This is a genomic window from Romboutsia sp. 13368 (assembly GCF_018336475.1).
Lineage (GTDB): Bacteria > Bacillota > Clostridia > Peptostreptococcales > Peptostreptococcaceae > Romboutsia.
The window spans coordinates 38723-52331 of record NZ_CP048741.1; the positions used below are offsets into that span (position 1 = coordinate 38723).

12 protein-coding genes are annotated in these 13609 nt (G+C 26.9%); all 12 read left to right on the top strand.

What is annotated here, in order from left to right; all coding sequences use genetic code 11:
• Window positions 1-151 precede the first annotated feature (151 nt).
• The 12 genes from G3997_RS00190 (at window position 152) to glpX (ending at window position 13478) form a co-directional block, all read left to right on the top strand.
• Window positions 152-1762: a putative polysaccharide biosynthesis protein gene (locus G3997_RS00190; RefSeq protein ID WP_296646192.1), complete on the top strand. Its 1611-nt coding sequence runs from the start codon at window positions 152-154 to the stop codon at window positions 1760-1762.
• 105 nt (window positions 1763-1867) lie between these two features.
• Window positions 1868-3319: a nucleoside triphosphate pyrophosphohydrolase gene (gene mazG / locus G3997_RS00195; protein WP_296646195.1), complete on the top strand. Its 1452-nt coding sequence runs from the start codon at window positions 1868-1870 to the stop codon at window positions 3317-3319.
• A gap of 86 nt (window positions 3320-3405) precedes the next feature.
• A complete protein-coding gene (locus G3997_RS00200; RefSeq protein WP_071118971.1) occupies window positions 3406-3684 on the top strand; it encodes an HU family DNA-binding protein in 279 nt (92 codons plus the stop codon).
• A 61-nt stretch (window positions 3685-3745) separates the two neighbouring features.
• Window positions 3746-3988 carry an RNA-binding S4 domain-containing protein gene (locus tag G3997_RS00205; RefSeq protein ID WP_071118970.1) on the top strand — a complete coding sequence of 81 codons (243 nt, stop codon included), beginning with the start codon at window positions 3746-3748 and terminating at the stop codon, window positions 3986-3988.
• 60 nt (window positions 3989-4048) lie between these two features.
• Window positions 4049-4303, top strand: coding sequence for a sporulation protein YabP (gene yabP, locus G3997_RS00210; RefSeq protein WP_296646205.1), 255 nt, complete (start codon window positions 4049-4051; stop codon window positions 4301-4303).
• Window positions 4304-4801: a spore cortex biosynthesis protein YabQ gene (yabQ, locus tag G3997_RS11450; protein ID WP_296646209.1), complete on the top strand. Its 498-nt coding sequence runs from the start codon at window positions 4304-4306 to the stop codon at window positions 4799-4801.
• Between the two features lie 12 nt (window positions 4802-4813).
• The gene (locus tag G3997_RS00220; protein WP_296646215.1) at window positions 4814-5110 is read left to right on the top strand and encodes an FtsB family cell division protein; all 297 of its coding nucleotides are present in this window, start codon (window positions 4814-4816) and stop codon (window positions 5108-5110) included.
• Between the two features lie 202 nt (window positions 5111-5312).
• Window positions 5313-6233, top strand: coding sequence for a Ppx/GppA phosphatase family protein (locus G3997_RS00225; RefSeq protein WP_296646218.1), 921 nt, complete (start codon window positions 5313-5315; stop codon window positions 6231-6233).
• A gap of 94 nt (window positions 6234-6327) precedes the next feature.
• Complete coding sequence (gene spoIIE, locus G3997_RS00230; RefSeq protein WP_296646221.1) at window positions 6328-8706, top strand: stage II sporulation protein E; 2379 nt, start codon at window positions 6328-6330, stop codon at window positions 8704-8706.
• A gap of 550 nt (window positions 8707-9256) precedes the next feature.
• Window positions 9257-11050: an oligoendopeptidase F gene (gene pepF / locus G3997_RS00235; RefSeq protein WP_442971215.1), complete on the top strand. Its 1794-nt coding sequence runs from the start codon at window positions 9257-9259 to the stop codon at window positions 11048-11050.
• A 132-nt stretch (window positions 11051-11182) separates the two neighbouring features.
• Window positions 11183-12079 carry a UTP--glucose-1-phosphate uridylyltransferase GalU gene (galU, locus tag G3997_RS00240; protein ID WP_296646230.1) on the top strand — a complete coding sequence of 299 codons (897 nt, stop codon included), beginning with the start codon at window positions 11183-11185 and terminating at the stop codon, window positions 12077-12079.
• A gap of 397 nt (window positions 12080-12476) precedes the next feature.
• On the top strand, window positions 12477-13478 hold the full coding sequence (gene glpX, locus G3997_RS00245) for a class II fructose-bisphosphatase (protein WP_330616143.1): 1002 nt from the start codon (window positions 12477-12479) through the stop codon (window positions 13476-13478).
• Window positions 13479-13609 lie beyond the last annotated feature (131 nt).

Here is a 13609-nt window from a genome sequence, read left to right on the forward strand (position 1 = left end):
CAAGTTCAATAATGAAAAAACCCTTAATAGGGTTTTTTTATTTTACAATAAACTTAATTTTAATATTTAGTAATTTTGGTAATATGTTGAATGTACAATTGAATATATGATATATTAAAGTTTGTTATATAAATAATTTGGAGGGAAAGTTATGAGTAGTGCTAAAACAAAAGATTCATTTTTAAAAGGAGCCTTTATACTTGGTATGGCGGGTATTTTAGTTAAAGTAATGGGTGCATTTTTCAGAATACCATTAGGTAACCTTATAGGTGCTGAAGGTATGGCTTATTATCAAGCTGCATATCCTGTGTATACTCTGTTTCTTACATTAGCTACAGCAGGTTTTCCAACTGCACTTGCTAAGTTAGTTTCAGAAAAAAATGCTATAGGAGATTACAAAGGATCAAATAAAATATTTAAAGTATCTTACACTGTTTTATTTATGACAGGTTTAATCGCATTCTTAGTGTTCTTCTTTGGTGCAGATTACATAGTAAATTTAATGGGTAACCCAGGAGCAAAAAATGCGATGTTAGCAATAGCACCAGCCCTTATATTTGTTCCACTTATGTCTTCATATAGAGGATACTTCCAGGGAAATCGAGATATGAATAAGATTGCTATATCTCAAATAGCAGAGCAATTCTTTAGAGTTATTTTAGGAATAGGGCTTGCATACTTCTTAATGCAACAGTCAGGTCCAGAAATGGGAGCAGCAGGAGCTATTATGGGTGCCACTATAGGTGCAGTAGCTTCAATATTATATTTAATATTTGCGTATTTAAGAGGTAGCAAACAACGTAAAATTAATATCAAAAACAGTCAACATTTTAAAGATGAAAGTGTTATGACTATACTTAAAAAACTTTTAGTTGTTGCTATTCCTATAACAATAGGTGCATCTGTAATGCCATTAGTTAATATGATAGATAACGTAATAGTTATAAATAGACTTATGGTTGCACAATTTACACATACTCAAGCATTAGAGATGTTTGGTCAGCTAACAGGTATGGCAATGTCTATAATAAACTTACCATCTGTTATAACAGTAGCTATGAGTATGAGTTTAGTTCCAGCAATATCTGAATCTTTTGCTTTAGGTAATAAAGGAAAAGCTAGAAAAGACACAAAGAGTGCTGTAAAGGTAACATTACTTATAGTATTACCAGCTGCATTTGGTATGGCATCTCTTGCAACACCTATAATGCAATTATTATATCCAAATGAACCAACAACAGTAGGAACAATATTATTATTCCTTACTCCATGTGTAGTGTTCTTAGGATTAATACAAACAATGAACGGTATACTTCAAGGTATGGGAAAACCTATGATACCAGTTATAGCGTTAGTTGTAGGTATGTTATTTAAGATAGTTATAAGTTATACTTTAACAGCAATTCCATCAATAAATGTATTAGGTTCAGCTATAGGTACAGTATCAGCATATCTTATAGCGGTTTTAATAGAATTAGTTTGCATAAAGAAAGCTATGGGAGTAAAATTCCCAATAAAAGAATTTGTTATAAAACCATTAATAACGGTTATAACTATGTTTATAGCAGTTAAATTAAGCTATGGATTTATAGCAGGACTAGTTGGTGGAAAACTAGCAACATTAATAGCTATAGTAATAGGTGGAGTTGTATACGGAGTAGTTTTAGTTGGTATAGGTGGAATTAAAAAAGAAGAATTACTTACTATGCCAAAGGGGGATAAATTATATAAAATTCTTAGAAAATTAAACCTTATGAGATAATAAATAGAATATATATACAAATAAAGGAAATACTTATAAATAGTAAATTGTAAAAATAGATGTTATGAAAAATTTTAATAATAAATACAAAAGAGGAGTGAGAATATGTCTAAGATAAGTATTGTAGGTCTTGGTCCAGGAGAATATTCTCTAATAAGCCAAGGTGCATTAGATGCTCTACATTCGAATAATAGAATATATTTAAGAACAGAAAAACACCCAATTGTAAATAAGCTTAAAGAAACAATAGAATACACTTCTCTAGATTGTTTTTATGATAGTGAAGAAAATTTTGAAGATGTATACTATAAAATTTCTAAACATATCATAGATTTAGCTAAAGAAGGCGATTTAGTTTATGCAGTTCCAGGTCATCCAAGAGTTGCAGAAAAGACAGTTGGTATAATAGAATCTATGGCTAAAGAAAATAATATAGAAGTTGAAACTATAGCTTCTATGAGTTTTGTAGATGCTATGTTTAACTATTTAGCAGTAGACCCAGCTGACGGATTTAAATTAATAGATGCATTTGAAATAGAAAATTCATATATAGATACTAATACAAGTATGATTATAACTCAAATATATGATCATTTTATAGCATCAAATATTAAGCTAAAGCTTATGGAATATTATGACTATGATCAAGAAGTATGTATAGTAAATGGTGCAGGTGTTAAGAATTTAGAGAGTAAGAAATATGTACCTCTACATGAACTTGATAGAAGTGAAAATCTATTTAACTATTTAACTAGTTTATATATACCGAAAAGTTCTAAAAAGATGTATAATACAGTGAATGACTTAGAAATTATAATGAGTACTTTAAGAGGAAAAAATGGATGTGATTGGGATAAAAAACAAACACATAAATCTTTAAAGAAATATATAATAGAAGAGTCATATGAGCTTTGTCAAGCTATAGATAATGATGATATAGATGAAATAATAGAAGAGCTTGGTGATATACTTTTACAAGTTGTATTCCATAGTCAAATAGGTAAAGAAGAAGGATATTTTGACCTAAAAGAAGTAGTAAATGGAATTTGTACAAAACTTATACATAGACATCCACATGTTTTTAATGATATAGATTTAAATATGGAAGAATTTGAAAAGACATGGGAAGAACTAAAAAGAGATGAAAAAGGTGAAACTAGCATAACTGCTGGTCTAAAGAGAATACCAAGTCATTTACCAGCGCTTATAAAAGCCGAAAAAATTCAACATAAAGCAGCACTTATAGGATTTGATTGGGATGATATAAATGACGTATTTGAAAAAATTAAGGAAGAATATAAAGAATTACTTGACGAATGTAAACAAGGAAATATAAAATACATAAAGGAAGAACTAGGGGATTTATTATTCTCAATAGTAAATTTAGCTAGATTTTTACATATAGATTCAGAGGAGGCATTAAATCTTACAAACCAAAAATTCATAAATAGATTTGAATTTATGGAAGAAAGTGCATCTAAAGTACATAAAAAATTAGCAGATTTAACGCTTGAACAAATGGAAGAACTTTGGCAAAAATCTAAAGCAAACAATTAAAATAAAAGAAAAAATGTCAAAAATCTATAATTTATAGTTATAAAATTATAGTTCTATATTATAAATATTTTAGGAGGTTAACCGTCGTGAATAAAGCAGAATTAGTATCAAAGATGGCAGAAAAAAGTGAATTAACTAAGAAGGAAGCAGAGGCTGCATTAAATGCATTCATGAAATCTGTTGAAGAAGCATTAGTAGCAGGAGATAAAGTTCAATTAGTTGGATTTGGAACATTCGAAACTAGAGAAAGAGCTGCTAGACAAGGAAGAAACCCTAGAAATCCTGAAGAAGTTATAGAAATACCAGCTTCTAAAGCTCCAGTATTCAAAGCTGGAAAAGGGTTAAAAGATATAATAAACGGATAATTATAATGATTAAGTGTGGGGATATGTACCACACTTTTTCTGTATAGAAGGAGGAGTATACATGAGATTAGATAAGTTTTTAAAGGTATCGAGAATAATAAAAAGAAGAACAGTTGCGAAAGAGGCTTGTGATAAGGGGATAGTTACTATAAACGGAAAAGTAGCAAAATCTTCATCGGAAGTTAATATTGGAGATTTACTAGAGATCCAATTTGGAGAGAAAAAGATGAAGTTCAAAATAAATGAAATAAGAGAGCATGTTTTAAAAAATGATGCAAAAGAAATGTATGAGATAGTAGAATAAATTTAACACCCCTTAAGTATATTTATATTAGTATGAAAATATTTTTGCTGGGGGGATAATATGGAACATAGCATAACGTTAAAAGATAGAGCTAGCTTGACTATTTCAGGTATAGAACATATCTATTCTTTTAATGATAAAAAAGTAGAGCTTAGAACATCTGCTGGTGAAATGGTAATAGAGGGTGAAAATCTAGATATGGGAAAGCTAAGCATAGATGAAAGTGTTATAAGCATAGAAGGTACCATAAATTCTATAGTATATTCTAAGGAAAGAAAGCCACAAGAGAGTTTTATAAAAAGGATATTTAAATAAATGATTCCGTTCACAGAAGATGTAAGCTCATTTTATGCCACTATATATGGTGGCTTAATTATAGGTTTATTGTTTGATATAAATAGGAGCTTAAAATCTAATTTTAAAATATTAAAGTATTTCTCTATAGTTTTCAGTATAATATTTTGGGCTCTATCTACTATAATTATATTTATAACAATAAATGCTATAGAATCTTTTGATTTAAGATATTATCATTTTGTGGCTTTATTTATAGGTTTTATACTGTACTACAATACAATAAGTAAATTTATTTTAAAGATACTTAATACAATAATTGGAACTATAGTATTTTTAATAAAGAAAACTGCAACTTACATAGCACTTATTTCTGAGAGTTTTTATTATATGTTTGTTTACATACTGCACTTTATTCTAGATGTTCTATTTTTTATACCTAATTTATTTTCATTTACCAAGAAGGTTATAAAAAGAAAAAATAGAATTAAATTAAAGGTTAAGAAAAATCATAGGTAAGGTGTGGATTATATGAACATAAGAAAAAAATTTTCAGCTCAATTCATATTAGTATCACTTTTTATTATATTTGTTATTTATACAGTAATAAGTGGATTTGTATTTCAAATTACCAAATTAAATGAATATAAATCAGAAATTTCATCACTAAATGAACAAATAAGTACTACAAAAAAAGAAATAGAAAAATTGAAAAAAATAGAAAATGGCAATACAGAAGAAGATTTAGAAACAATAGCTAGAAATCGTCTTAATATGGTTAAGCCTAATGAAATAATTTATATTGATATAGGGAAAGAAGGTAATTAATTTACCTTCTTTTTAAAATATAATAAATTTTAAATAACATAGTATTATAAGTAATGATTAAAATATATAGTTAGAGAGATTAATWAGTAATGATTAAAATATATAGTTAGAGAGATTAATTATTTGCCAAATGTTGAGATTTAAGTAAAGCTAATTCTGATATAATAAATTAATATGAATAATTTGAAAAGGAGATAAATTTATGAGGATTGGAACTATAGATATTGGAACTAATTCAATGAGACTTTTGATAGCAGATTATATAGATGGAAATTTAGTTAATAGAAAAAAGTATGTAAATACAACTAGGATAGGACAAGGTGTTGATGAGCAAGGTTATATAAGTGAAGATGCTATAGAAAGAAATATAGATGCATTAGTAGAGTTTTCTCGTATATGCAAAGAAAAAGGATGTAAAACAGTATATTGTATGGGAACTTCAGCACTTAGAGATAGTAAAAATAAAGATGTATTTATAAAACTAGCTAAAGAAAAAACTGATATAGATGTAGAGATAATAAGTGGAGAAAAAGAGTCTCATTTAGGTTTTATGGGAGTATTAGAAGGTTTAGATGAAGTAGAAGATATACTTGTAGTAGATATAGGTGGAGGTTCTACAGAATTTATTATAGGAAATGAAGATGGAATAAGATTTTCTAAAAGTGAAAATGTTGGTGCTCTTAGAATGACTGAAAAATTTTTAAATCAAGATCCTATAAATGAAGATGAATTTAAGGATATGAGTAACTTTATATATGATGAGGTAAAAAATACTCTAGAGTGTGTAAAAAATCATAAAGTTAAAAAAATTGTGGGTATAGGTGGGACTATAACTTCTCTTTCTGCAATGAATCAAGCTTTAGAAGTATATTCTATGGAAAAGATACATAATAGTAAAATTTCTTTAAATGAAATAGAATTAATTCTACAAAATTTAAAAAAGATGACATTAAGTGATAAAAAATCTTTAAAAGGGCTACAACCAAAAAGAGCGGATATAATAACTGCTGGTGTAGAAATATTATATACTATAATGAAAAATATAGAAATAGATGAGATAACAGTAAGTGAATACGATAATTTGGAAGGCTTAATGTGTCAAAATATAAAAAATATGTCTTAATATTTTAAAATTATTAAAACTTATTATGACAAAATAAATCCTACTCTCTTTGTTACAATTTATTTATAAGAAACAAAAGAGGGGGGATTTTTTTATGGATAAAAGTTCAATAAGTATACCAAGTAATAAACTTAATTCAAAAAATATAAATGTAAATTTATTAAAGTATATTAATCCTAGTTTAATAATATTCAGCTTAATGAGTTTTTTCTTAAGCAGGTCTATTTTAATAGGTTCTATAGCTCCTTTGGGAATAGCATTTTTCTTAGGTATGAGTAAATTAGAGAGATATAGAATACCTTTGTTTATATCAACGCTAGCAGGAATTATACTATCAGGGAATTCAATAGCTTATATAGTAAAATATATTGTTTGCTTAGTGATATTTATGATTATAAGCAATAAGATAAAAAATAATAACTCATATTTGAAAATTTCATTTATCGGAGCATTTATAGTTTTTCCAATATCAGTAGGACAAGTTATACTATCTGATAAGTATTTATATGATATATTATTATGCTCTATGGAAGCAATTATTACATTTATTTCTATTTATATATTTTTATTTGGGATAAACCTTATGACAAATATAAATAATCGTATTTCTGTAAATGTGGAAGAGTCTATAGCATTAAGTTTTATAGTTATATTTAGCATAATGGGAATAGGTAATATAGAAATTTTAGGTATATCTATACAAACTGTTTTAGCAACAGTATTAATTTTAACTACATGTATAGTAGGTGGGGCTACTATGGGTGCTAGTTCAGGAGTAGTTGTAGGGATAGCTTTTTTAATTAATAATATATCTTCTGCAATTTATATGGGAATATACTCTGTTGCAGGATTAGTCGGAGGAACTTTAAATAAACTTGGAAAGTATTTTTCTATATTAGGATATATATTAAGTTGGATTATGGTATATGGTTATACATCAGGGCTTGAATCTAATATTAATCAAATAAGAGACATATTAATAGCAAGTTTAATAGTAGTTTTATTACCAAATAATATTTTTAAAAATTTAGAAAAAATTATAAAGTTAAATGTAGAATCAAATGATGTAGTTTATGATTATATAAAAAGAAGTAAGGATATGACTAATTCTAAATTAGTAAATATGTATAAGGCTTATGATGAACTTGCTGATATATTTGATAAGATTAGAGAAAAAGATAAAGTTATTGACACAAGAGATATAGCTAATATTATAGATATGATACATAATGATGAATGTAGAAATTGTAGCATGAGAAGGAGATGTTGGGATTTAAACTTTACTCATACATATACATTGATGGGAGAAATATTAGAGGATTTAGAAGAAAGTGGACAAGTAACCCTTGATTGTATTAGTAAAGAGTTTAAGAAAGAATGTCTAAAACCTGAAGAAATAGTTAAAGTAGCAAACTATTATTATAAATTATTCTTAGTAGATTATAACTGGAGCTTAAGATTTTCAGAAAGTAGGAAGTTAATTGGAAACCAAATAAAAAGTATATCAAAATCGATAGAATCATTATCAAAAGATTTAGAAGGAAATATTGTTGTAGATTTAGAAAAAGAAAAAAATATTTATGATCAACTACAAAGATCAGGAATTCATGTTAATAAAGTTAGTTATATAAGTAAAGGTTTAGATGATTTTGATATAACGATAGATAAAGATACATGTAGTGATGGTTGTATGTGTGAAAATAGATTAATACAAGTTGTTTCAGATATAGTTGAAGAAAACATAACAGCACAAAAAATAGGATGTCATTCATTGGGAGGAAAATGTAAAATAAGCTTTACTAAAGCTCAAAAATATAAAGCTATAACAGAAGTGGCAGGAATGTCTAGAGATGGTCATATTTTATGTGGTGATAATTATACATATATGGATATAAATGATGGTAAGTATATGGTAGCAATAAGTGATGGAATGGGTAAAGGTAAGAAAGCTTATGAAGAGTCTTATATTACTATAGATATTTTAGAAAAAATGATGGATGCAAAAATAGATGATGAAATAGTTATAAATACTATAAATAACATGTTACTTCTTAAATCTTCAGATGAAGAAATGTTCTCTACATTAGATTTAGGAATAATAGATTTAAAAAGAGGAATATTAGAAACTATAAAGATGGGGGCATGCTCTACGTACATAAAAAGAAATGAAGAAGATATAGATTTAATATCATCATCATCACTTCCAGTAGGAATACTTTCAGATATAAAACTAGATAGAAAAACAACTAAGGTTAAATATGGAGATTACATAGTTATGGTATCTGATGGAATACTTGATGCAGGGAAGAATAAGAATTTAGGTGATAACTGGCTTATATACTTCTTAAAACAAATAAAAACTACAAATCCTAAAGAAATTGCTAATTTAATACTAGATAGAGCTCTTGAAATACAAGAAGGCTCTGTTGAAGATGATATGACAGTATTAGTTACGAAGATATGTAGCAATTAAATAAACGTTATCAACAATATGTGTATAACTTATCAACAAAATGTGGATAACTATTTTGATAACTTAAAACTAGTATAAATATTGGAATTCCAAAGTTCGACAGGGTCTTACAAAAAAGTAGAAATTTATAAAATAAACAGATAATATATTTAATTTTACTTATCAACAAAATGTACTAAATATATACTTAAAATTGTTGATAAAACTATAATTATTGTTGATAATATTAAATTATTGCGAAGAAACTAAAAAATAATTAACGACAAATATATTGAAAAAACTAGATTTTTGTAAATAAGATACATGTGAATATGTTAATAACTATGTGGATAAAAATAGAGTAACCTAGTATAACGATGGTAAAACTTTGAATATTATTATATAAAAAAGCCATCCTAATAAATAAGTATATTCTATTGAAAGGATGGCTTTTTTTATGGATAAAAAATTATTTAAAGCAATTATACCCTTGTGTATATTTATTTTATTTATATCATTTTTCATACAAAACCATAATGATAAATATAAAAATGAAGAAGTAATTGAAACTATGGCTAAGAATGAAGAAAAAGAAGATACAAAAAATGATAATACCGAGAGTTCATCAAAAATTGATTATAGTAAAACTAGTTGGAATTTAGAAAGTTTATATAAGAATGAAGATGAGTGGAATAAAGAATTAAAAAAATTTAATGAAGATATGAAAGAATTAAAAAACTACGTTGGAAAAATAACTAAATCAAAAACTCACTTATCTTTTGCATTAGATATAAAAGAAAAATTAGATATAAGAATAGATAAACTTTATTGCTATGTAAAGCTAAATCAAGATATTAATAAAAGTTCATATAAATATATTAATATGAAAGAAAATATAAATACAGTATATAGAGAATATTCTAATATATGTTCAGATTTAGAGTTAGAATTACTTAAATTATCCGATAAAGATTATAATAAATTTATAGAAGATAAAAAAATAAATAAAAAATATGGTATGTACTTAAAAGAAATTAGAAGGTCTAAGGATTATTATTTAGACGAAAAATCAGAACATTTACTTACTAATACATCATATATATCATCACTTCCGGGTCAAGTATATGATTTATTTAAGAATATGGATAAAAAAACAAACCTTAACCCGGCGGAGTATAAAAGTGCACTAGAAAGTTCAGATAGGAATGAGAGAAAAACTGCATATCAAAATGAATTTATAGCATATAACGATAATATAAATACACTATCTGGGTTGCTTATAGGACAAGTTAAAAAGAATGTATTTTATTCATCTGAAAGAGGATATAAATCATCATTAGATATGTATTTAAAAGGTGATGATATAGATGAAAGTGTCTATAATAAATTAATAGAGACTGTAAATAATAATGTTGGAAGTCTTCATAAATATATAAGTTTAAGAAAAAAAGTATTAAATTTAGATAAAGTATATTATTATGATATGTTTACACCTTTAGTAGAAACAGTAGATTCAAATTTAACATATGATAAGGGTCAAGGTATTGTTTATGCAGCTCTATCTCCATTAGGAAAAGAATACGGTGATGTTTTATATAAAGCATTTAATGAAAAGTGGATAGATGTATTTTCTAATGATAATAAAGTTAGTGGTGCATATTGTTTATCTCTGTATGAGAATCATCCCTATGTATTACTTAACTATAATAATTCTTTAGGGTCAGTATCTACGATGGCTCATGAATTAGGTCATGCTGTATATGAATATATGAGTTCAAAAAATCAAAGCTATTTTAATTCAAATCCATCTATATTTACTCATGAGGTAGCATCTACTACTAATGAAGCATTATTATATGAGATGTTAATAAAAAATGCAGAAAATGATGAACAAAAGGCATATTATATAACTCAGTATTTAGATTTAATAAAGGATACATTATATATTCAGACTATGTATGCAGAGTTTGAAAAAAATATACATGAGTTAGTTGAACAAAATAAAAATATAAATGCATTAGTATTAGATGATATTTGGGGACAACTGTTAGTAAAATATTATGGTAAAGATTATGAATTAGATCAGTTAGCTAAAGTAGGCTGGTCAAGAATACCGCATTTTTATAATAGTTTTTATGTATATAAGTATGCTACAGGATGTAGTGCAGGTGTAAGTTTTGCTGAAGATATATTAAAAAATGGATCTGATAATTATATAAAATTCCTTAAAAAAGGAGGTTCAGATTATCCTATAAAAGTTTTAAAAGATACAGGAGTTGATTTAACAAATACTAAGCCAATAGAAGATACGATTAAAAAATTTGATTCTTTAGTTAAAGAGCTAGAAAATATAGTACTAAAATAATTAAATGACAATGGAAATGCTTAATGCTAAAATATAAATAAGGTCCTAGTATTAGGACTTTATTTATTAATTACATTACATAAGATATATGTACAATATTTCAATAGAACACAGCTAAGAGGGGGCTTAATAATGCAAAAAAAAGTTAGAAAAGCGGTAATACCTGCAGCGGGATTAGGAACTAGATTTTTACCGGCAACTAAAGCACAACCTAAGGAAATGTTACCTATAGTTGATAAACCAACATTACAATATATAATTGAAGAAGCGGTTGCTTCTGGAATAGAAGAGATACTTATAATAACAGGAAGAAATAAAAAATCTATAGAAGATCACTTTGATAAATCTGTGGAATTAGAATTAGAATTAGAGCAAAAAGGGAAAGATGAGTTATTAGAAATAGTACAAAATATATCCAATATGATAAATATACATTATATAAGACAAAAAGAACCTAAAGGTTTAGGTGATGCTATATATTGTGCAAGACACTTTATAGGAGATGAACCTTTCGCTGTAATGCTAGGAGATGATATCGTTGATAGTGAAGTGCCTTGTTTAAAACAACTTATTAATGCATATGAAGAATATAGAACAACGATATTAGGGGTACAAACAGTAGATGAAAAAGATACAGATAAATATGGAATAATAAAATCAAAATTTATAGAGGATAGAGTATATAAAGTAAAAGATTTAGTAGAAAAACCAGAGCCTGGAAAAGCCCCATCAAATATAGCTATTCTAGGAAGATATATAATAACACCAGAAATATTTGATGTTTTAGAACATTTACCAGCAGGTAAAAATGGAGAAGTTCAACTTACAGATGCATTAAGGTTATTATCAAATAAAGAAGCTATGTATGCTTATAATTTTGAAGGTATAAGATATGATGTAGGTGATAAACTTGGTTTCTTAAAGGCTACAGTAGACTTTGCTTTAAAAAGAGAAAATTTACAAAATGATTTTATGAAATACTTAAGAGATGTATGCGATAAATTTGATAATGAATCAATTGAAATATAATAATGGAGTGTTGATATGAGTAGTAAAAAACAAAAGCAGAAAAAAAGAAATAAAATGATAGCACTTGTCATAGTACTAGCTTTAGTAGTATCTAGTATGACAGCTTTACTAAGTGTAGTAGCATCAATGCTATAAGGTAGAAGGTTATCACCGATATTGGTGATAGCCTTTTATTTTTTATATATAGGAACAATATATACAAATAAATTTGTGAACTTATTAATAACAATATATNNNGAACAATATATACAAATAAATTTGTGAACTTATTAATAACAATATATTTAATAATTCTAAATATAAAATACTAATTAATTGAAAAATTATATAAATATTTACTAAATTCAACACTTGATATATAATTTCATTGATAAAGCTAACGGAGGAGATGATTATTATGGATAGAAATTTAGCACTAGAACTTGTTAGGGTAACTGAAGCTGCAGCTTTAGTATCGTCAAAATTTATGGGGAGAGGCGATAAAAATGGAGCTGATGGAGCAGCAGTAGAGGCAATGAGGAGAGCCTTTGAGTCTATAGATATAAGTGGAGAAGTAGTTATAGGTGAAGGTGAACTAGACGAAGCACCAATGTTATATATAGGTGAAAAGGTAGGTATATGTTCTAGTGATAGTATGGAAGTTGATATAGCAGTTGATCCTTTAGATGGGACAACTTTAATAGCTAAAGGGCTTCCTAATGTTATATCTGTAATAGCAATAGGTTCAAAAGGAAGTTTATTAAATGCACCTGATACATATATGAAAAAAATAGTTGTAGGACCTAAAGCTAAAGGAGCAATTGATTTAAATAAGACAGCTGAAGAAAATATAATAGCTGTATCTAAAGCATTAGGTAAAAAAACTACACAAATGACTATAGCTGTCCAAGATAGAGAAAGACACGACTATATAGTTGAAGCAGCTAGAAAGCTAGGTACAAGAATCCAAATGTTTGGAGACGGAGATGTAGCTACAGCTATAGCAACTTGCTTTGATGAAACAGGGATAGATATGATGATGGGTATAGGTGGAGGCCCTGAAGGTGTAATAACAGCCACTGCTATAAAATGTATGGGCGGAGATATGCAAGCTCAGATATATCCATTAAGTGAACAAGAGTTAAATAGATGTTATGAATTAGGGTTTACAGATGAACAATTAGAAAAGATATTAGATATAGATGATTTAGCAAAAGGTGATAACTTATTCTTTGCAGCAACTGGTATAACAGAGGGTGATTTATTAAGTGGAGTTAAGCATATTGGTGGAAATAGAGCGAAAACTCAGTCTGTAGTTATGAGAGCAAAAACAGGAACGATAAGATTTGTTGATGCTGTTCATAGTTTAGATAAGAATGATATACTAGTTGAATTAATGAAAAAATATAATATGGAGTAAGTTTTGATTAAAGTAAAATATAGGGGCTATTTAAAATGTAATTAGCTCCTATATTGATTAGTTAAAAAATATTTAAATAAATTTAGAGAAYATATWAGATTTAGATTTATCTAATATTAATAAAGTATATT